The sequence below is a fragment of the Afipia sp. GW822-FHT03D08 genome (assembly GCF_058801645.1).
Window position 1 is genome coordinate 643,695 of sequence record NZ_JBXANK010000003.1, and the last position, 20,967, is coordinate 664,661.

18 protein-coding genes are annotated in these 20,967 nt (G+C 62.9%); 10 read left to right on the forward strand and 8 right to left on the reverse strand.

Going from position 1 to position 20,967, the window contains the following annotated elements; genetic code table 11:
• Positions 1 to 19: 19 nt before the first annotated feature.
• The 10 genes from AC1RM7_RS22325 to AC1RM7_RS22370 all read left to right on the forward strand — a co-directional run bounded on the left by AC1RM7_RS22325 (position 20) and on the right by AC1RM7_RS22370 (position 11,029).
• Positions 20 to 964 carry a bile acid:sodium symporter family protein gene (locus AC1RM7_RS22325; RefSeq protein ID WP_024919411.1) on the forward strand — a complete coding sequence of 315 codons (945 nt, stop codon included), beginning with the start codon at positions 20 to 22 and terminating at the stop codon, positions 962 to 964.
• On the forward strand, positions 961 to 1,947 hold the full coding sequence (locus AC1RM7_RS22330; protein WP_034459947.1) for an SDR family oxidoreductase: 987 nt from the start codon (positions 961 to 963) through the stop codon (positions 1,945 to 1,947). Before AC1RM7_RS22325 ends, AC1RM7_RS22330 begins: the two co-directional genes overlap by 4 nt.
• Entirely contained in the window at positions 1,944 to 3,239 is a 1,296-nt protein-coding gene (locus AC1RM7_RS22335) for a flavin-containing monooxygenase (protein ID WP_024919409.1), read from the forward strand. The genes AC1RM7_RS22330 and AC1RM7_RS22335 overlap by 4 nt, the downstream gene beginning before the upstream one ends.
• 26 nt (positions 3,240 to 3,265) lie before the next feature.
• A complete protein-coding gene (locus tag AC1RM7_RS22340; protein ID WP_006018989.1) occupies positions 3,266 to 3,940 on the forward strand; it encodes a dienelactone hydrolase family protein in 675 nt (224 codons plus the stop codon).
• Positions 3,937 to 4,410 (forward strand): GNAT family N-acetyltransferase, encoded by a 474-nt coding sequence (locus AC1RM7_RS22345; RefSeq protein WP_024919408.1) that lies wholly within the window; start codon positions 3,937 to 3,939, stop codon positions 4,408 to 4,410. The genes AC1RM7_RS22340 and AC1RM7_RS22345 overlap by 4 nt, the downstream gene beginning before the upstream one ends.
• A gap of 199 nt (positions 4,411 to 4,609) precedes the next feature.
• On the forward strand, positions 4,610 to 5,596 hold the full coding sequence (locus AC1RM7_RS22350) for an HlyD family secretion protein (RefSeq protein ID WP_024919407.1): 987 nt from the start codon (positions 4,610 to 4,612) through the stop codon (positions 5,594 to 5,596).
• 1 nt (position 5,597) lies between these two features.
• Positions 5,598 to 6,818 carry an ABC transporter permease gene (locus AC1RM7_RS22355; protein WP_024919406.1) on the forward strand — a complete coding sequence of 407 codons (1,221 nt, stop codon included), beginning with the start codon at positions 5,598 to 5,600 and terminating at the stop codon, positions 6,816 to 6,818.
• Entirely contained in the window at positions 6,815 to 8,008 is a 1,194-nt protein-coding gene (locus AC1RM7_RS22360; RefSeq protein ID WP_024919405.1) for an ABC transporter permease, read from the forward strand. The genes AC1RM7_RS22355 and AC1RM7_RS22360 overlap by 4 nt, the downstream gene beginning before the upstream one ends.
• 209 nt (positions 8,009 to 8,217) lie before the next feature.
• Positions 8,218 to 10,377 carry an anthranilate synthase component I gene (locus AC1RM7_RS22365; RefSeq protein WP_024919404.1) on the forward strand — a complete coding sequence of 720 codons (2,160 nt, stop codon included), beginning with the start codon at positions 8,218 to 8,220 and terminating at the stop codon, positions 10,375 to 10,377.
• Positions 10,378 to 10,489: 112 nt separating this feature from the next.
• Entirely contained in the window at positions 10,490 to 11,029 is a 540-nt protein-coding gene (locus AC1RM7_RS22370; protein WP_006018997.1) for an adenine phosphoribosyltransferase, read from the forward strand.
• 171 nt (positions 11,030 to 11,200) lie between these two features.
• On the opposite strand, the gene AC1RM7_RS22375 is transcribed toward AC1RM7_RS22370, so the two are convergent.
• From AC1RM7_RS22375 to AC1RM7_RS22410, 8 genes are all read right to left on the reverse strand, one after another.
• On the reverse strand, positions 11,201 to 11,872 hold the full coding sequence (locus AC1RM7_RS22375; protein WP_024919403.1) for a P-loop NTPase family protein: 672 nt from the start codon (positions 11,870 to 11,872) through the stop codon (positions 11,201 to 11,203).
• Positions 11,873 to 11,907: 35 nt separating this feature from the next.
• Positions 11,908 to 12,675: a P-loop NTPase family protein gene (locus tag AC1RM7_RS22380; RefSeq protein ID WP_024919402.1), complete on the reverse strand. Its 768-nt coding sequence runs from the start codon at positions 12,673 to 12,675 to the stop codon at positions 11,908 to 11,910.
• A gap of 144 nt (positions 12,676 to 12,819) precedes the next feature.
• Positions 12,820 to 13,983: a M48 family metallopeptidase gene (locus AC1RM7_RS22385; RefSeq protein WP_024919401.1), complete on the reverse strand. Its 1,164-nt coding sequence runs from the start codon at positions 13,981 to 13,983 to the stop codon at positions 12,820 to 12,822.
• A 130-nt stretch (positions 13,984 to 14,113) separates the two neighbouring features.
• Entirely contained in the window at positions 14,114 to 14,674 is a 561-nt protein-coding gene (locus tag AC1RM7_RS22390; RefSeq protein WP_006019001.1) for a LemA family protein, read from the reverse strand.
• A 296-nt stretch (positions 14,675 to 14,970) separates the two neighbouring features.
• Entirely contained in the window at positions 14,971 to 15,351 is a 381-nt protein-coding gene (locus tag AC1RM7_RS22395) for a COG4315 family predicted lipoprotein (protein WP_006019002.1), read from the reverse strand.
• Between the two features lie 72 nt (positions 15,352 to 15,423).
• A complete protein-coding gene (locus AC1RM7_RS22400) occupies positions 15,424 to 16,419 on the reverse strand; it encodes a small ribosomal subunit Rsm22 family protein (protein WP_024919400.1) in 996 nt (331 codons plus the stop codon).
• Positions 16,420 to 16,585: 166 nt separating this feature from the next.
• A complete protein-coding gene (gene smc / locus AC1RM7_RS22405) occupies positions 16,586 to 20,050 on the reverse strand; it encodes a chromosome segregation protein SMC (protein WP_006019004.1) in 3,465 nt (1,154 codons plus the stop codon).
• Positions 20,051 to 20,302: 252 nt separating this feature from the next.
• Positions 20,303 to 20,959 (reverse strand): DsbA family protein, encoded by a 657-nt coding sequence (locus AC1RM7_RS22410; protein ID WP_024919399.1) that lies wholly within the window; start codon positions 20,957 to 20,959, stop codon positions 20,303 to 20,305.
• Positions 20,960 to 20,967 lie beyond the last annotated feature (8 nt).

A 20,967-nucleotide genomic window follows, 5' to 3' on the forward strand; every position in this document is an offset into this window, starting at 1 on the left:
GATCAAGGCTGAGGGACATATGACGGGCGCACCGATCGACGGCATTCTGCTCAACATCAATCCGACGGGACAGCTTGTCCTCGGCGGCGTGCTGGCGCTGATCATCTATGGCGTGGCGCTTGATCTGCGCATCGGCGATTTCATTGAAGTGTTCCGCTGCCCGGTTGCGCCGGTCTCCGGTCTGCTGGCGCAGCTTGCGGTGCTGCCTGCGGTGACATGGGCGATCACCATGCTGCTGAAGCCGCAGCCGAGCATCGCGCTCGGCATGATCGTGGTGGCGGCCTGTCCGGGTGGCAACATCTCCAACCTGATCACGCACATGGCGCGCGGCAACGCCGCGCTCTCGATCAGCATGACCGCGATGTCGAGCCTGCTCGCCATCGTGACCACGCCGCTCAACATCATCTTCTGGGCAGGACTTAACCCGGACACCAATGCATTGCTGCGGCAGGTGAGCATCGAGCCGCTGTCGTTCCTGGGCTCGACCATGCTTATCCTCGGCATTCCGATGATGCTGGGGCTGGCCACGGTGCATTACTGGCCGCGCCTCGGTCACCTGTTGCGCCGGCCGCTGCAGATCCTGTCGTTCCTGTTTCTGGTGGCCTTCATCGGCGGCGCGATCTTCACCAATGCGCGTTATCTGACGACCTTCGTGCAATCGATCCTGCCGTTCGTCATCTTGCACAACGCCATCGCCATCGGGCTCGGCTGGGGCACGGCGAAGCTGCTGCGGCTCAGCGACTATGATACCCGTGCGATGACCATCGAGGTCAGCATGCACAATTCGGGACTGGGTCTCGCGCTGATCCTCAACCAGTTCGACGGCATCGGCGGCGCGGCGCTGGTGGCTGCGGGATGGGGCGTCTGGCATCTGATTTCCGGATGGGCGCTGGCGGCATGGTGGAAGCGCCGCGATCCGCATCCGCGCGAGAGTCAGATCCCTCGTACGGACACGGCGGAATGAGCGACGCCCACGCAGGACAATACGCCATGAACGGCGGCGTGCTGGTCACCGGCGCTGCCGGTTTCATCGGCAAATCGCTGATCGCCGAACTGGCACGCGTCAATCTGAATTCGGAGATCATCGCGCTCGATATGCGCGAGGTTGTCGCCGATGAGCGGCTTCCCAACGTCACTTATCTGACGGGCGATGTCCGCGATCCCGCGCTCAGGGAAATTTTTCAGGCGCGTCGTCCGCAGACCGTGGTGCATCTCGCGTCGGTCGTCGCGGTCGGCGGAGATCCGCAGCGCGACTGGGAAATCGACGTGCTCGGCACCAAGAACGTGCTGCAAGCGTCACTCGATGCCGGCGTCGAGCATCTGATCGTCACTTCAAGCGGCTCGGCCTACGGTTATCACGCGGATAATCCGGTGCCGCTGCGTGAAAGCGATCCGCTGCGCGGCAATGCGGATTTCCCCTACGCGCGTAACAAGCGCGAGGTCGAGGAAATGCTGATCGAGTGGCACGACCTCTATCCCGATCTTCAGCAGACGGTGTTCCGTCCTTGCACGGTGCTGGGGCCCACGACCAACAACCAGATCACCGCGATCTTCGAGCGGCCGGTGGTGATGGGCGTCAGCGGCACCGCCACGCCGTTCTCGCTGATTGCCGACAGCGATGTGGTCGACGCACTGGTGCAGGCCGTGCGGGAGCCGAAACCTGGCACCTACAATCTCGCCGGCGACGGCACGCTCAGCCTGCGCGAGATCGCCGAACTCAATCACCGGCCCTATGTTTCGATCCCGCCGTCGCTTCTGAAGTCCGCGCTGTGGCTGCTGCATCTGCTGCGCATCACCAAGCTCGGGCCGGGCCATGCCAAGTTCATCCAGTACAGGCCGGTGCTGTCCAACGACAAGCTGAAAGCCGAATTCGGATTCACGCCGCGCTATGATGCGCGCAAGGTGTTCGAGCGTTATCGCGACGGCCGCGAGGAGCTGAGGAGATGACGACGCTCGTCATCGGCGCGGGCCCCGCGGGCCTTGCCGCCGTCAGGAGTCTCAAGCGGGCCGATCTGCCGGTGAAGTGCGTGGAGAGGAACGCCGATGTCGGCGGGCAGTGGCTGTATGGCGCGGCGCCCAGCGCGGTCTATGCCTCTACGCATCTGATTTCCTCAAAGCGCACCACCGCCTATGCGGATTTCCCGATGCCGGAGGACTGGCCCGCCTATCCGGGCCACGAGCGTGTATTGGAATATTTCAAGTCGTTCGCGAAACATTTCGATCTCTATCCCTCGATCCGTTTCAATACCGAAGTCAGCAAGATCGAGCAGCGGGACGGAAGCTGGCGCGCCACCTTCGATGACGGCACCGCAGACGACTATGAAAGCGTCATCTTCGCCAACGGCCATCTCAGCGATCCCCTGATGCCGAAGATTCCGGGCGAATTCAGCGGCAAGCTGATGCACGCGAAGGACTACAAGACGGCCGACATCTTCGAAGGCAAGCGTGTGCTCGTCGTCGGCATGGGCAATACCGGTTGCGACATCGTTGTCGATGCCATTCACCGCGCCAAGCAGGTGCTGTGGAGCGTGCGCGGCGGCAATCACTTCGTGCCGAAGTTCCTCGCCGGAAAGCCGGCGGACGAGGGCAACCACAAGCCGAAGCGTTTCATCATTCCCAAACGCCTGCGCTCGATGCTGAATGAGCCGATCCTGCGGTTTCTGGTGGGGCCGCCGGAGCGCTTCGGCCTGCCAAAGCCCGAGCACCGGCTTTATGACAAGACGCCGATCGTGAACTCGCTCGTGCTCCAGCATCTGGGGCAGGGCGATGTCACGTTGCGCAAGCCGATCAAGGAATTCCGCGGCGATACGGTTGTCTTTACCGATGGGCAGGAAGATCAGGTCGATCTGGTGCTGCTTGCGACAGGCTACGAGATCACGTTTCCGTTTCTTGAAGACCTCACCGAACTGAACTGGCACCCGGAGAAAGGCGCGCCGCGTCTCTATCTCAACATTTTCCCGTCACGTCCGAACGGTCTTTATGTCGCCGGGCTGCTCGAAGGCGCCGGTGTCGGCTGGCCGGGCCGTGCTTTGCAAACCGATCTGATCGCGGCCTATATCAAGGCGCAAAAGGAAAGCCCCGATACGATCGCCGATTTCCGCGACAAGATCGCCGCCTATCACACACGGCCGGTCGCCAAGGATCGCGGGGAACACGGAATTTTCGTCGACTTCCTGCAATACAAACGTGATCTTCAGAAAGCCATCGCGAGCTTGAGCGTTGCTTCGACCGCGGTATAAGACACTCAAATTTCTCGGAGGACATCATGGGCACCACAATCACTTTCAAGCGTCCCGACGGCAAGGACGCAACCGGCTATCTCGCCAACGCCGCGCGCGGCAACGCGCCGGGCGTCGTCGTCATTCAGGAATGGTGGGGTCTTCAGGATCAAATCAAGGGGCTGTGCGATCGCTTCGCAGTGGCCGGATTCGATGCGCTTGCGCCCGACCTCTACAATGGTGTGGTCGTGCCGTATCACGATACGGATGCCGCCAACAAAGAGATGGGCTCGCTTGATTTCATGGATGCCACGAAGCAGACCGTGCGCGGCGCTGCGCAATATCTCGCACGCAATGGCGCCAAGGTCGGTCTCACCGGCTTTTGTCTTGGTGGCGCGGTAACCGTGATCGGCTCAACTGTTATTCCGGAACTGGCTGCCGGCGTGGCATTCTATGGCATCCCGCCGGAGCAGGCCGCCAAGCCCGCCGACGTGAAAATTCCGTTGCAGGGGCATTTCGCCAATCGTGACGACTGGTGCACGCCGCAGGTGGTCGATGCGTTCGAGAAGGGGCTGAAGGCCGCCGGCAAAACTTATGAGTTCTTCCGCTACGACGCCGATCATGCCTTCGTCAACGAACAGCGGATGTCTGTTCATGACCGCCAAGCCGCCGAACTTGCCTGGGGCCGCGCCACGGATTTCTTCAAAAAGCATTTGGGATGAACGTCACCATCTCCGACCTGCGGCAGCAGCCGGCGTTTTTCGACGCGGTTGCTGACCGCATCTGGCGGGCATGGTGGAAGGAGCGGGGCTTTTCGGCGGATTACATCGCCGGACGCCTGCGCGAAAATATGAATCCGTCTCCGATCCCGTTCGCGCTGGTGGCGCACCGGGGCGACATATTTCTGGGCACGTCGTCGGTCATTGCCGCCGACCTTGAGGAACGTCCGCAATACTCGCCCTGGGTGGCGGCGGTCTGGGTCGATCCGAAATACCGGATGCAGGAGATCGGCTCCGCGCTGGTCGCGCGCGCCGTCAGTGACGTCTTCGTGCTCAATTTCAGACGGGTCTATCTGTGCGCCGAAAAGGAACGTCGGCGGTTCTATACCCGGCAGGATTGGCTTCCAATCGAGGAGGACGTTGGCGAGCGACACCTGACGGTTTTCGTCAAGGGTTCAACACCGCCGAAATGAACTCGCGACTTGATCCTTGATTGATACAGATGATTGAAACGGAATCGCGAACGTCGCTGATGCGGGCGACAGAATGATGAAATTTTGCGCCTGGCAAAGCCGCGATTTTCCGTTGTGTTGAAATTATACGTTATGCATTGTGCGCAGACTGGATTACCTCATGGCTCAGCCAGAGGCCGGCTCCGAACGGGGATTGAGGATGGCAGGCAACAAGGTAGTGCAGCCGGTGATCGGCATTCTTGCACTCGGTGCGTTGGGAGTCATTCTGTGGATCGCAACGCGTGCGCCACCTCTCACCGTACAGGGTGAAGTCACGGCGGATCGCGTCGATGTCAGTCCGCGTGTTTCCGGACGCATCATCAAGCTCGGCGCCGATGTCGGCAGTTCCGTCGAGAAAGGCGCCATGCTCGCTGAGCTTGAAAGCCCGCAGCTTGTCGCGGCATTGATCGGGGCAAAGGCCGCGCTGGGTGTTGCTGAAGCGGACCTCGCGCGCATCAACAGCACGCGGCCGGAAACCATCGCGGCCCGCAAGGCTGAGGTTGCTGCTGCCGATGCCGACGTGACGCTGGCGCAGGAAACCTACAACCGTCAGGCCGAACTGGCCCGCTCCGGCAACACGCCGCAGTCGCGCGTCGATGAAGCCACCCGCAATCTCGAAGCCGCGATCCGCAAGCGTGAATCGGCGCAGGCGGCGGCGCAGCTTGCCGAAACCGGCGCCAGCAAGGAGGAAAAGGCGCTGGCGGCCGCGCAAGTCAAGCAGGCCGAGGCGGCGCTCAACCAGCGCGACGTGGACGTCAAGGAACTGCATGTCGTTGCACCGATCTCGGGGCAGGTGACGACACGTGTCGCGGCCATCGGCGAGAACTTCAGCGCGGGCGCGCCGCTGTTCTCCCTGATCGATCTGAAGAACGTCTGGTTCACCTTCAATCTGCGCGAGGACCTTCTCGCCGGTCTGAAAATTGGCGACACCTTCGAGGTCACCGTGCCCGCGCTCAAATCGGCAGTGATTCCGGTCCGTGTCACCATGATCAACGTGCAGGGCCAGTACGCGACCTGGCGTGCGACGCGTGCAACGGGTGATTTCGATCTGCGGACATTCGAGGTTCGCTCTGTGCCGGTGAACCCCGTCGAAGGTTTGCGGCCGGGCATGAGCGCGATCGCGGCATGGGCCGCGCGAGGCCGCTGATATGTTGTCGCGCCGAAACCTGAAACCGGGTTTCTGGCTGGTGTTCTGGCGTGAACTGACGTGGCTTCGCCGCCGCAAGTTCCTGCTGGTCCTGTCGACCATCCTGCCGATCGCGCTGATGGCGGTGCTGACGCTGGTGTTCAGTGCCGGTCTCGCCACCCGTCTTCCAATCGCCGTGCTTGATCTCGACGGTTCGGATCTGTCGCGCACCATCATCCGCATGGTCGATGCAACGCCCGACACCGCGGTCGCCCAGCATGTGGGTGATCTTGCGGAAGGCCGCAAGCTTCTCATCGAGGGCAAGGTGCACGGCTTCCTGATGCTGCCGCTGCATCTGGAACGGGACGTCACTGCCGGGCGCCGTCCCGAGGTCGTATTTTTCTACAACACGCAGACACTGACCACGGGAAATCTTGTGGTCCGCGGAATCTCCGCGGCGTTGCCGACCGCCGCTGCGGGCATTCGCCTCTCGCTGCGGACGGGGCAGGGACAGGCCTCCGATCTGGCACAGGCCGATCTGACGCCGATCCCGGTTCAGATTCATCCGTTGTTCAATCCGACGTTGAACTACGTGCACTTCCTGCTCGCTGCCCTGATTCCCAGTGTGCTGCAGATCATCGTCATCACCGCTTCCGCCTACTCGGTGGGATTGGACGTCGAGACCCCGCACCGGCTACGCATCCTGCGCCGGCTTGGCGGGGGGCTGTGGCCAGCCATGGCGGGAAAAATACTGCCACTCACCCTCGTCTTTCTGGCCGTGCTCGGTCTGTCGGATCTGTGGCTGTTCGGCTATTTCGACCTGCCGTTGCACGGTAGCCGCTGGCTCCTCCTGTCGGCCGGGCTGTTGTTTATCCTTGCGTGTCAGATGTTCGGTGCGTTGCTGGCGCTTCTGTTGCGCTCGACCCCGAGCGCGATCAGCATCGCGACGCTGCTCACGTCGCCGGCTTTCGGTTACATGGGTATCGGCTTTCCGCGGCTCGCCATGAATTCCTTTGCTTATGGCTTTGGCGCGCTGCTGCCGGGCACCTGGTATCTCATGGCGCGCATCGATCAGACCGTGCGCGGTACGCCGTCCGACCTGTCGCTGAAGCCGATCCTGATCCTTCTCGCGTTCGTGGTGAGCCTTGTCATCCTGGCGGCGTGGCGGCTCGACAGCATGCGGTCGCGCACTGATACCGCGCCATCAGGACCGTCGCCTGCGCTTGAGGGGGCGACGTCATGAACGCGCTGCTTGCCGTGTACTGTGACGAGTTCAGGCGCATCTTTGCGCTGAAGCCGGTGTGGTCGGTTCTGATCGGGGCGGTGCTGATCTATGCCGCGTTCTATCCGCAGCCCTATGTCAATGAGGCGCTGCGCAATGTCCCGATCGCAGTGGTCGACAACGACGGCACGGCCAGCAGCCGAGAGCTGGCGCGCCTGATCGACGCGACGCCGGATATTCATGTGGCCATGACACTGCCTGATTTTGTCACGGCGGAACGTGAAGTCTACACACGCAGGATTTTTGGCGTCCTTGTTATTCCGCAATACTTCGAGCGCGATCTTCTGCACGGTCGCCCGTCACCTGTCGCGCTCTATAGCGATGCCAGCTACTTCCTGATGCATCAGCGAATCTCTGCCGGCGTCACTTCGGTGTCGCGCACCTTCGGCGCACAGGTCGAAGCGACGCGGCTCGTCGGATTTGGCATCGATCCCGTGATCGCCTCGGCGGTCACTGATCCGCTGCCGCTGACATCGGTGCCGCTGTTCAATCCGCAGGGAGGCTACGCCACCTATGTGCTGCCCGCGGCGTTCGTTCTCATCCTGCAACAGACGTTGCTTGTCGCAGTCGGGCTGCTCGGGACGCTGCCGGGCGCCCGCCTTTCGTCCGGCGAGAGCGCCAATGCCGGCCCGGTCACGAAGGTCGTGGGCCGGCTGTTGGCCTATCTGACGGTGGAGGCGGTCGTTGTGCCGCTCTATTTGATCGCGCTTCCGTACTTTTATGGGGTGCCGCGTCTGGGTTCCTTGGCGCCTCAGTTGTTTTTCGCCATTCCTTTCGTGCTATCGACCAGCGCGCTCGGCCTTGTGATTGCTGCGTGGCTGCGCAATCCGCTTATGGTTCAGCTCGTTCTGGCGGCCATCGGCTTGCCGTTCTTTTTCCTCGCCGGGTTCGCCTGGCCGGTGGAGGCGATCCCGCCGGCGGTTCATGCCGTTTCCCTTCTGGTCCCCAGCACGTCGGCCATTAGTGCGCTGGTAAGAATCGGGCAACTCGGGGCATCGCTCCACGAGGTCCAGCCTGCGCTTTGGACCCTGTGGGGGCTGACCCTGTTCTACGGAGCCCTGGCCGTCCTGATCGAGGCCAGAGCGACCCGGCCCCAAGATAGGCTCAAGGATAGGCCCGGGACGCCAGTCCCGGCCGCTGCGGAATCGTGACTTTGAGGCGCTTGACTTCGCCCGCTCTGGATGGTGTTTTGCCCCCATGAGCACCCTGTCCAGCCCGACCCGTCTCTGGTGGCGCACCTTCTAAAGGTGGCCGGTGCGATTTATGTGAATTTCAATCGTCGAGGCCGTCATCGCAGAGCGACGGCCTTTTTCGTTTGTCCTGTGTGGCGTTCCTCCAGCAAGTCTCGTAAGAGGACCAGATGAACAGGACCCTTTTTTCCCTCCCCGCGCAGAGCGAATACCGGACGGCCCGCGGCCTCGATGTGGCTCGTTCCGTCGAGCATTTTACCGGCGGAACGGCGCTCGACCGGCTGATCGACCGGCTCGACACCCGCCGCGGCGTGGTGCTGTCGTCGGGCACCACGGTGCCGGGCCGCTATGAGAGCTTCGACCTCGGTTTTTCCGATCCGCCGCTGCGGCTGGAATCGACAGGCACGGATTTCTTCATCGAGGCGCTGAACGAGCGCGGCAAGGTGCTGGTGGCGTTTCTCGCCGAGACCTTGAGCGAGCCCTGCGCCGTCATCACCGAAAAGAGCGCCACGCGCATTTCCGGTCACATCGTGCGCGGCGACGCGCCGGTGGATGAGGATCAGCGCACCCGGCGTGCGTCTGTGGTGTCGCTGGTGCGCGATATCATCGCGGCGTTTAACTCTTCGAGCGATGGATTGCTCGGGCTGTTCGGCGCCTTCGCCTACGATCTTGTGTTCCAGTTCGAGGACCTCGTGCAGAAGCGCGCGCGCGAGAAGGACCAGCGCGACATTGTTCTCTACATTCCCGACCGCATTCTGGCCTATGACCGCGCCACAGGACGCGGTGTGATCCTGAGCTATGAGTTTGCGTTCGGCGGTCAGTCCACCAAGGGCCTCGACCGCGAGACCTCCGAGAGCGTTTACGCCAAGACCAAGCGCGAAGGCTTTGCCGATCACGCACCGGGCGTTTATCAGGAAACCGTCGAGATTGCCCGCAAGGCGTTTGCACGCGGCGATCTGTTCGAGGCGGTGCCGGGACAGTTGTTCGCAGAGCCCTGCGAGCGTACCCCGGCGGAAGTGTTCCAGCGCCTGTGCAAGATCAATCCCTCGCCTTACGGCGCGCTGATCAATCTTGGCGACGGAGAGTTTCTGGTCGCGGCATCGCCGGAAATGTTCGTGCGCTCCGACGGCAAGCGGATCGAGACCTGTCCGATCTCCGGCACCATCGCGCGCGGCGTCGATGCCATCAGCGACGCTAAGCAGATTCAGGAACTGTTGAATTCGCAGAAAGACGAATTCGAGCTCAACATGTGCACCGACGTCGATCGCAACGACAAGGCGCGCGTGTGCGAGCCGGGCACCATCAAGGTGCTGGCGCGGCGGCAGATAGAGACCTATTCGAAGCTGTTCCACACCGTCGATCATGTCGAAGGCATGCTGCGTCCGGGCTTCGACGCCCTGGACGGTTTCCTCACCCATGCATGGGCCGTGACCGTGACCGGTGCGCCGAAGCTGTGGGCGATGCAGTTCGTCGAGGACAATGAGCGTTCGTCGCGGCGCTGGTATGCCGGCGCGCTCGGCTTCCTCGGCTTCGACGGCAGCATCAATACGGGCCTGACCATCCGCACCATCCGCATGAAGGACGGTCTTGCGGAAGTGCGCGTCGGCGCGACGCTGCTGTTCGATAGCGATCCCGTTGCCGAAGAAAAGGAATGCCAGACCAAGGCGGCAGCTTTGTTTCAGGCGCTGCGCGGCGATCCGGCGAAACCTCTGTCCGCCTTCGCGCCTGACGCCACCGGTTCCGGCAAGAAGGTGCTGCTGATCGATCATGAAGACTCGTTCGTGCACATGCTGGCGGATTATTTCCGGCAGGTCGGTGCGACGGTCAGCGTCACGCGGCACAATCACGCGCTCGATGTGCTGAAGAAGAACGAATACGATCTTCTGGTGCTGTCGCCAGGCCCCGGCCGTCCCGAAGATTTCGGTATCTCGAAATTCATCGGCGCGGCGCTGGAGAAGAATCTTCCGGTGTTCGGCGTCTGTCTCGGCGTGCAGGCCATCGGAGAGTATTTCGGCGGCAAGCTCGGGCAGTTGTCCACGCCTGCCCATGGCCGTCCGTCGCGCGTTCAGGTGCGCGGCGGCACGCTGATGGGCAATCTGCCGAATGAAGTCGTGATCGGGCGCTATCACTCGCTGTATGTCGATCGCGACGGTATGCCTGACGTGCTGCAGGTGACTGCCAGCACCGAGGACGGCATCGCCATGGCGATCGAGCACAAGACGCTGCCGGTGGGCGGCGTGCAGTTTCATCCCGAGTCGCTGATGTCGCTCGAAGGCAATGTCGGACTGCGGATCGTCGAAAACGCCTTCAGGCTGGGGCAACCCGGTTAGAACGTCATTGCGAGGAGCGTCAGCGACGAAGCAATCCATGCGTTGCGACCCAAGAATGGATTGCTTCGCTTCGCTCGCAATGACGAAAATGATTTTGTGGGATTAGCATCCGATGACTCTTTCTGATGATTTGAAGGCCACCGTCCGCGCCATTCAGGACTACCCGAAGCCCGGCATTGTTTTCCGCGACATCACGACATTGCTTGGCAACGCGTGGGCGTTCCGCCGTGCGGTCGATGAACTGGTGCAGCCCTGGGCCGGCTCCAAGATCGACAAGGTCGCCGGCATGGAAGCGCGCGGCTTCATTCTCGGCGGCGCGGTGGCGCATCAGGTCTCGGCAGGCTTCGTGCCGATCCGCAAGAAAGGCAAGCTGCCGCACACCACGGTGCGCATCGCCTATTCGCTGGAATACGGTCTGGATGAAATGGAAATGCACGCCGACGCCATCAAGCCTGGCGAGCGCGTCATCCTGATCGACGATCTGATCGCGACCGGCGGCACGGCGGAAGGCGCGGTGAAGCTGCTTCGCCAGATCGGCGCCGATGTGGTGGCGGCCTGCTTTATCATCGATCTGCCGGAACTCGGCGGTGCGGCCAAGCTGCGCGCCATGAATGTCCCGGTGCGAACACTGATGACCTTCGACGGTCACTGACAGATCGATCTTCAGCTACCAGAATGTGAATGAATTCAGATTTGTCCATTTACGTCATTGCGAGCGAAGCGAAGCAATCCACCTTTGAGGAGAATGGATTGCTTTGTCGCAAGTGCTCCCCGCAATGACGATTTCAACAAACTCGATTATCTAAAATGGAATAATCCTGATCTATCCCAGCTTGTGCAGGATCAGGTTCAGTTCCAGCTCGCGAAAGCGCGTGTAGTTGGTCCGCACCCATTGATGCAGCTCCGACGACTGGTCCTTGTTGTCGCGCAGATAGTGCGTGAACGAGAAGTTCAGGCGTCCGATAATTGATTTCAGGAATGCGGGCAGGGCCGCGACCCTGAACGGCCGTACGCGGCCGAACGCTGCGGGCAATTCGCCCCACAGCACATGCTCGTTTTCGACCGGCACGATCGGCGCATTCGGAAACGTCTCGCGCAGCATGGTCCAGGCGACGATGGACGCGCGGTCGCGATCGGGAATGAAAAGAACGATCGGATCGACGCCGCGGCGATCCGCTTCCTTGATGAAGCCGATTTCCGCGATCATCTTGAAGAAATCGTCGAAGGCATGAAAGCCGAGATCGACGACCTTCGGCACGTTGTCGTTGACGATCAGCCGGTCCATCAGCGCCATCTGGCCGAAGGTGTCGCTGATCGCAGCGGTCTCGGTGATGCGCGGCAGATAGTTGAGCAGCGAGGGCTCGCGCAGGTTGATGTCGAAGGCGATCACCTTGCCGCGCTGAAGCACCAGAAACTCGGTCAGCGCCCGCGCGATCAGCGTTTTTCCCACCGCGGGGCGGGGGGAACAGACGATATAGACAGGCGTGCGGCGCATCGGCGCGATGTCCGGCTGGTGTCTTGAATCCGGCGTCAGATCTCGCTGGTCGGCGCCCGAGACGTATTGGACTTGTCCTTCGAGCCGACGATCTCGGTCAGCTTGATGCGGTCGAACTCGCCCCACACATTGCCGAGCCAGTGGCGGACGTAGCCGCGCAGCACGAACGAGTAGTTCGCGGGCTCGTCCTTGGTGCCCTTGTTGGCGACGAACTTGAGGAACGGCACCGAAGCGACTTCGACCTGCTCGTAAGCCATCTCGTTGAGCTTCGGAATCGTGATCTCGGTCGCATTCTTGATGCGGTGGAAATACGAATTGTAGGTCGCCTGGTCCCACTCGAAGAAGCTGGTGTTGTTGATGAAGTTCTTCACCAGGAAGTACTTCGCGCCGTCCATGAAGTTCGCGGTCTCGGCGATTTCATCCAGCGAGGCGATCGACGGACCGAGGATATGGAACACGGCAAAGGTAATCTGGCCGGAGCGGGCGGCATCCAGAAAGCCGATGTCGCGAAGCGCCGCGAGGGTCGGTGACAGCAGTCCTGCGCGGACGTCGATGACGGTGACACTGGTGCCCGACGAATTCAGCGTATCGAAAATCTTCATCTGATCGGACGTCGAGGTGACGTCGACGATCTGGGTGATGTCGGGATGAAAGCGCATCAGCGTACCGCGCGGCGATTCGGTATCGAAGGCGCGGGTCGGGATGTTGTTTGCGTTGAAATAGTCGAGGACGGTGCGCGAAACGGTGGTTTTACCGACCCCACCCTTGTCCGCGCCCACTACGATCACTGCCGGTTTCGCCATAAGACCTCTTTAACCCACCAAGCACGTCGAATTGACGACGCAGCTTAGCCTGCTTTCCGCCGGACCATGGCAGAATCGAGGGATAATTCAATTCTTGACCGGGCAGTTATGCTGAATAACCAACGGCTTCTTAACCTCGGCGGGCTACCGGCGGCCCCACGGACCTGGAATTGGGTCCACCGGAGACGGCGCGGGCTGGGGGGAACTGCCCCACGGCCCCGCATGGGGCGCTTCCGGCCGGGTATCCGGGCTGGAATCCGCCGAGGGGCCGCCGCCATCACCGGCTTCCGCGCCGCTGCCGGGCAGAGGCAATGGGCCCGGGTCGCGCCCGCCGGCATATTTCACCAGCGCCTTGACCCGCGAATCGACCGACGGGTGGGTGGCGAACAGGTCCGCGAAGCCTTCGCGCGGATTGTCGATGCACATTTCCATGACGGCGGAGGTCGCGCCCGGCAGTTCGCCGCGGCCCTCGATCTTGCGCAGTGCTGAGATCATCGCGTCAGGGTCTTTGGTGAGTTCGACGGAGCCCGCGTCCGCCAGCAGTTCGCGCGAGCGCGACAGGGCAAACCGCACCACCAGCGACAGGCCCCATGCGAGTCCGATCAGGGCGATCGCCAGAAGCACGATGGCGAACGCGCCGCCGCCCTTCTTGTCCCCGTCCGACGAGGAGGACGAGGACCGTCCGCCGCCGCCAAAACTCCAGTTGGAGTTGAAGAAGATGCGGAAGAACAGTTCGGCGAAAAAGCCGATCACGCCCGCAATGACCACAGCGATCACAAGCAACTGCACGTCGCCGTTGCGGATGTGGGTCAGCTCGTGCCCGAGCACCGCTTCCATTTCCCGGTCGTTGAGCGCATTCATCAGTCCGGTGGTGACGCTGATTGCGTACTGGCTGCGGTTAAGGCCGGTGGCAAAGGCGTTGAGCGCGGGGCTGTCCACGATCTTCAGCTTCGGCATCGGGATGCCGCGCGAGATGCAGAGATTTTCCAGCAGATTGTAGAGCCGCGGCTGCTCCTGCCGCGTCACGTCATGGCCGCCGGTGACGGCATCGATGATGTTCTGATGGAAGAAATAGGCGATCACGATCCATGCGGCCGCGCCGATGGTGGCGAACGGGAAGGCCTTGACGAGGTCGTGCGCCGCGAGGGTGAGATAGTCGTCGAACGGACGGTTGCTATTGAGCGCCACTTCGGCCAGCAGCGCGCCGGCGAACACCATCACATAGACGAGCAGGAACAGGCCGCCGAGCAGCAGCATCGAACGAAACTTGTTCGATGCGATATGCGTGTAGAGACCGTACGCGGCCATGACCTGGATTGTCCTATGTGGCTGTCATTGCGAAGAGCGCAGCGACGCAGCAATCCAGCTCAAGCTCTGAGAAAAATGGATTGCTTCGCTTCGCTCGCAATGACGTATCTTCGCCGTCAATGCGGTGTCATCAGAACTTGACCGATGGTGCCTGTTCGAGCTGTCCGCGCTGCTCGCCGAGATCGAAGAAGTCCTTCTTCGTGAAACCGAGCGCGCCGGCGAAGAGGGCAGCCGGCAACTGCTGGATGCCGGTATTGTATTCCTGAACCGCGTTGTTGAAGAAGCGGCGGCTGGCGGCGATCTTGTTCTCGATGTCGGACAGTTCGGTTTGCAACTGCTGGAAATTCGCGTTGGCCTTGAGGTCCGGATAGGCCTCGGACAGTGCGATCAGCCGGCCGAGCGCAGCCGAGAGCTGGCCTTCGGTGGCGGAGACCTGCGCCGGGCCCTGCGCCGACATGGCGGCGTTACGGGCTTTCACGACGTCTTCCAGCGTGCCGCGCTCGTGGGTCGCGTAGCCTTTGACGGTCTCGACCAGATTCGGGATCAGGTCGTGGCGCTGCTTGAGCTGCACGTCGATGTCGGCGAAGGCCTGCGACACCCGCTGCGCCAGCGCGACCAGCCGGTTATAGGCGCCGAACACGAACAGGGCGATGACGACGATGACACCGAGTAAAATCCAGCCGGACGACATGAGAAAAGCTCCATGAGGACAACGAATGCGCGCAGCCTACCTGAAAGGCAGATGGCCGTCAGTGCCTGCGGCCAGGGTGCCGCGCTATTTGGTCGTCCTTGGGGAGAGGTGGTTCAATGAAACGGTCAGGATGTTTCTTTCACCTCTCCCCGTCGGGGAGAGGTCGGCGCGCGATAGCGTGCCGGGTGAGGGGGATCGTATGTCAGCTTTGACATTTAACCCCCTCACCCCAACCCTCTCCCCAACGGGGAGAGGGAGTTAATCTTCCGATGCCGTGACGTCTGTTTGTGAAACGCTTACGGCTTGGCGATATGCCAGGCGCCGTTCAGAAAGCCGTCGCCGGTGGTGTCGCCGGGCTTGGTGTCCTTCGCAAAAGTGTAGAGCGGCTTGCCCTTGAGCGCCCACATCTTGCTGCCGTCGTCGCGGGTGACGATGGTCCAGTCACCGGACGGCTTGGCGTCGGCACCGGCCATCAGCGGCGGCCAGTTGGTCGCGCAGGGGCCGTTGCAGGCGGACTTGCCGGCGCTGTCCTTGTCGAAGGTGTAGAGCGTCATGCCCTTGGCATCGACATAGGCCTTGCCTGCCGGAGTGTCGGCGACCTTTGCAGCCTGCGCGAAAGCTGCGGTTGAGGCGAGCAAGAGAGAGACAGCCGCAATCGCGGCAAATGTTTTGGACATCGGTGGTGTACTCCTGATGATTTTTGCGTCGGACGCGAACGCGTCATCAGGACAAACTCCGACAGGAGAGAATTATTCCACGCCGATGCCGTTCTCGGGGAAAATCGCATCGCCCCAATTCCATTTCTTTGCGCGCTTGTAGGCAGCCTTGTCCCGATGCGGGACGCTTGCAGCCTCCATTATTCCCTCAGGCGTGCAGATTTTTGCCGTGACCGCTATCTTGGTCACCAGCGGTTGCGCCAGCACGCGCGCGGGTCTTTGCGCAGGCGCCGTCCGCGACAGAACCACGTAGGCGAATTTTTCATCCTCATAGGGAAGGTCCGCGCCCTTCAGGTGTTTATGCGCGCGCGAGCGTTGCAGCCGCTGCGTGAAGTGACACCAGTCTGGCCTGGTCAGCGGACATGCAGCATCGTGCGGGCAGGGCGCGATGACACGCGCGCCCTTCGCGATCAGCCGGTCGCGCAGATCGATGACGCGTGCATAGCCCGCCGGCGTACCGGGCTCCACGACCAGCAGCGTGTCGCGCGTTTTCGCCCACATGGCGTCAGCGAGGGCCGCACGTTCCCCGTCGCCCAGTTCGTTGATGACGTAGCTGGCGACAACGAGATCTGCTTCCGGCGCCTCCGCAAGCGCCTTGCGCGCATCGCCGGACTGGTAGCGCATTGCCGCAAGGCGCAGGTGCGGCTGTGCGAGTTCAGTTGCGAGATCGCGCAGGGCCACGTTTGCGTCGAGCAGTGTGAACGTCTCGAGCGAGGCGAAGGTTTCGCTCGCCGCCCACGTCGCCGTGCCCGGCCCCGCGCCGACATCGAGCAGGCTGGAGGGGGCGAAACCCGGACGGATTTCCGTCAGGGCATTCAGGCTCGCGGTGATCGCGGCGTAGGTCGCCGGCATCCGTGCCAGCGCATAGGCCAGCGCGTCGGCACCTGTTCGGATAGTGCCCGAGCCGCCGCCATCGCGATAGGTGCGCGAGATCGTATCCGCGCGCTGTGCAGCGTCGTTGCGCGACAGGCCTTCGGACTTGCGTGTGAGGGCTGCTCTCAGTTCGGCGGGAAGATCGGGGGAGATCATGGCGGCGGGGCCTTTCGACCTGTCTTGCCGTCATCCTGAGGAGCGAGCGCTTGCGCGCCTCCAAGGGTGACAGCAATAACGCACTGCGCGCATCCTTCGAGGCTCGCCGCAAGTGCGGCTCGCACCTCAGGATGACGGACCTCCCTCAGAGGGGAGGGTGAAGCAGTCAAGCTACGTTCTGGTCGAGAACCTTCATCGCGCCGTCGAGATCGACCGACACGAGCTGCGACACGCCGCGTTCCGCCATGGTGACGCCGAACAGCCGGTTCATGCGCGCCATGGTGATCGGATTGTGGGTGATGATGATGAAGCGCGTCTCGGTGGACGAGGTCATCTCATGCAGCAGGTTGCAGAACCGCTCGACGTTGTGGTCGTCCAGCGGCGCGTCGACTTCGTCCAGCACGCAGATCGGCGACGGATTGGTGAGGAACACCGCGAAGATCAGCGCCAGCGCTGTCAGCGCCTGCTCGCCGCCGGAGAGCAGCGACAGCGTCTGCGGCTTCTTGCCGGGCGGCTTGGCGATGATTTCGAGACCGGCTTCGAGCGGATCGTCGCTCTCGATCAGGGTCAGTTCGGCCTGGCCGCCGCCGAACAGCTCGGTGAACAGCCGCTTGAAGTGAGCGTTGACCGTCTCGAACGAGGTCAGCAGGCGCTCGCGCGCTTCCTTGTTGAGGCTCTGGATGCCGGTGCGCAGCTTCTTGATGGCTTCGACCAGATCGTCACGCTCGGTGGTGAGGTTGAGATGCTGGGCCTCGACCTCGCGCAGTTCTTCTTCGGCGCGCAGGTTGACGGCGCCGAGGCGCTCGCGGTCGCGGCGCAGCTTTTCCAGATCGGCCTCGACATCGGTCACGGCCGGAAGCTCGGTTTCCGGGGTGATCTCGGCGAGAGCGGCGACGCCGTGCGGCTCGACCTCCAGCATGTCGCGGATTTCACGTTCGATGTCTTCGAGGCGGCGGCGGGTGCCTTCCATGCGCTCCTCGGAGCGGGCGCAGGCCTCGCGTGCGGAGGACAGCGCGTCGAGCGAGGCGCGGGCCACGCGGTCGGTTTCCGCCATCGCAGTTTCGGCTGTGGCCAGCGCATCGGCGGCCATGCGGCGGTCGGCTTCGGCATGCTCGATTTCGCTGATCAGCGCGCTGCGCTTTTCGGCGAACACTTCCGGTGCGTTTTCGAGTTCGGCGCGCTCGGTGTTGACCTCGACGATGCGGGTCTCGACGGTCGCGATCTGCGACGCGGCGTTTTCCTTGCGGTTCTGCCACTCGCTGCGCTCGGCAAGGATGGCCTGCACACGGCGGTCGGCGAGTTCGGCTTCGCGGGCCAGCGCCTGCGCCTCGGCGCGCACCTGCGCGGCCAGACGGCGGTGGCCGTCCATGTCGGCGCGAACAGTGGCGAGCTTTTCTTCGTTCTCCGCGCTCGACGGCAACTCCTCCAGAGCGGCGACGGCGGCTTCGTGAGCGCTGTGTGCCTCGGCGCGATCCGCCGCGAGGCGGGCGGCGCGTTCGTCGAGGGCCGAGCGGTGCGAGGCGTGCCGATTGATTTCGCGCTCCGCATTGGCATGGCGTTCGCGCGCGGCATTGGCTTCGCGCTGGGCATTACGCGCAGCTTCGCGTGCGGAGCTTTCGGCTGCGGACGCAGCCTTGAGTTCGGCCTCGGCATTTTCCAGTGCCTGACGCTTGGCGGCCGCATCGGCCCGCGCCTGCTCGATCTCGGCTTCGATGTCGACGAGACGGGCACGCTCGGCGAGCCGCCGTGCCGCGCCGGTCGGAGCATGGGCCGCAGCGACGAACCCGTCCCAGCGCCACAGGTCGCCCTCGCGCGAAACCAGCCGCTGGCCGGTCTTCAACTGCGGTGCAAGCTGCGCGCCGCGTTCGCGGCTGACGATGCCGATCTGCGCCAGACGCCGCGCCAGTTCCGGCGGCGCGGTGACATGAGCGGCAAGCGCTTCGATGCCTTCGGGCAGCGACGGATCGCCTTCGATCACGCCGAAGCTGGACCAGCGCATCGGTGCGGTCGGATCGACCGGCGCGTCGAGATCGTCGCCGAGCGCGGCGCCCAGTGCCTTCTCGAAACCCTTGGCGACGTTGACGCCGTCGATGATCGGCGGCCACAGGTTCTTGGTCTCGCCGTTGACGATCTTGGAGATCGTCTTGGCTTCGGTCTCCAGCCGCTGCACGCGCTTTTCAGCATCGGCAAGCGGGGCACGCGATGCTTCCAGCCTGGCGCGGGCGCTGACATGCGCAGCCTCGCTGGCTTGCGTCGTGGTTTCGGAAATCAGCAACGTCTCCGCCGCCGCTTCCATTGCGGCCGCAAGTTCATCGAGGTCGCCGAGGCCGCCGGTCTCCGCGGCAAGCTTCTCGACTTCGCTCTGGACGTTGACGATGTCCTGATCGAGCCGCGCAAGACGGTCGCGATGGGTGCGGACATTGGCTTCGATCTGGTTGCGCTTGGCGGTGAGATCGGCGAGCGCGGTGGTCAGTTCGGAGAAGGTCCGTTCGGCCGCGGCAAGGGTCGCTTCGGCTTCGGCAACGCGCTCATCGGCGCCGCTGCGCTTTTCGACGCGCGACCTGATCTCGTCCTTGAGCACGCTGTCTTCGGATTCGAGCCGCGCCAGCGCGACGTCGGCGTCGGACAGTTGCCGCTGCTCGCGTTCGATGTCGGCGGCGAACTGCGTCAGGCGCCGGTCGAGTTCGGTGACGCGCTCCCTGGCCCGCGCTTCCTCGCGGTCGAGCATTTCGCGGGCATTGGTCAGGCGCTGCAAACCGGCAGCGGCGCGCGCTTCGCTCTCGCGCAGGCCCGGCAGTTCGGAGGCGCGGATCGCCTGGATGCGTGCGGCTTCGGCCTGCTGGAGGGTGCGCTCGGCCTGTTCGCGCACGTTCAGGTCGTGGGTCTGGCCGGCCTCGGCGACATCGGCATGGGATTGAATCCAGCGCAGGTGAAACAGCATGGCCTCGGCCTTGCGGACCTTGGCGGCGACTTCGCGATAGCGGATCGCCTGCCGCGCCTGCTTCTTGAGGCCTTCGATCTGGCTCGCCAACTGGCCGATGACATCCTCGACGCGGGTGAGGTTGGTCTCGGCCGCCTTGAGGCGCAGTTCGGCCTCATGACGGCGCGCATGCAGACCGGCGACGCCGGCGGCGTCTTCCAGCACGCGGCGGCGCTGGTCGGGACGCGCCTGAATGATTTCGCCGATCTTGCCCTGGTGGACGAGGGCGGGCGAGCGTGCGCCGGTGGCGGCATCCGCAAACAGGATCTGCACGTCGCGCGCGCGCACATCCTTGCCGTTGATGCGATAGACCGAGCCGGCTTCGCGCTCGATGCGGCGGGAAATTTCCAGCATGTCCTGATCGTTCACGGCGGATGGCGCCGAGCGATCGGAATTGTCGATGGTCATCGCCACTTCGGCGTGATTGCGCGCCGGGCGGTTGCCGGAGCCGGCGAAGATCACCGCGTCCATGTCGGCGGCACGCAGCGACTTGTGCGAGGTTTCGCCCATCGCCCAGCGCAGCGCTTCAACGAGGTTCGATTTGCCGCAACCGTTCGGACCGACGACGCCGGTCAGGCCCGGCTCGATCAGAAAATCGGTCGGCTCAACGAAGGATTTGAATCCATGAAGGCGAAGACGGGTGAGTTTCATGCAATCGGTGCTCTGTTGGCCGGGGAACTACCGGAGTCGGAATTATCCAGCCGGGGCAAGGTCATAGCAGGCCTGTGCCAGTATAACTGAGTCGCGGAATGCGCCTCGAACTGTCCGCACAATGGCGAGGCTGGCCCTGCAGGGCAACCGGCCCGCAAGGCTTTTCCCAAGGGATTTAAAGGGATTTCCGAGGGATTTCAGTGTGTTTCGGGCGAATGGTCCGTGGAACTGGACCGGTTCCGCCCGCCACGCTTAGCTCTTCAGCAATGGCTTGATCATCTTTTCGAAGGCTTCGAACGAGGTCTCGCCCTTCACCACGGTTCCGTTGACGAAGAAGAACGGCGTCGAGTTGACCTTGAGCTTGGTGTAGGCGTGCTCGCGCACATCCAGAATGCCCTTCTGGATTTTCGGGTCGCTCTGCACGCAGTCCTTGATCATCTGCTCGCTGAAACCGGCCTGCTTGCCGACGCGGTTGATGGTGCCGAGCGCGTCCGAGGCCAGATCGTTCTGCTGCTTGAACAGGATGTCGACGATCGCGAAGTATTTCGGCGCATCGTCCTTGGCGACGCAGCGCGCCAGCGCCGAAGCGGCGAGCGCCACCTGATCGAGCGGGAATTCGCGGAAGATGAAGCGCACCTTGCCGGTATCGATGTAGTTGGTCTTGATCTGCGGGAACACGTCCTTGGTGAACGCCGCGCAATGCGGGCAGGTCATGGAAGCGTATTCAATGATGGTGACGGGGGCGTCCTTCGAGCCGAGCGCCATGTCGCCGAGTTCGCCGGCCTGGTTGATCTCGGCGGCGGTCTGGGCGCTGGCCGGGCTGAAAAACTGCCACGGCGAAAGGCCGAGTGCGGCAGAGGCGCCAGCGAGGGACAAGGCGGCGGTGAAGGTGCGGCGCGTGATGTTCAACGGTCTGC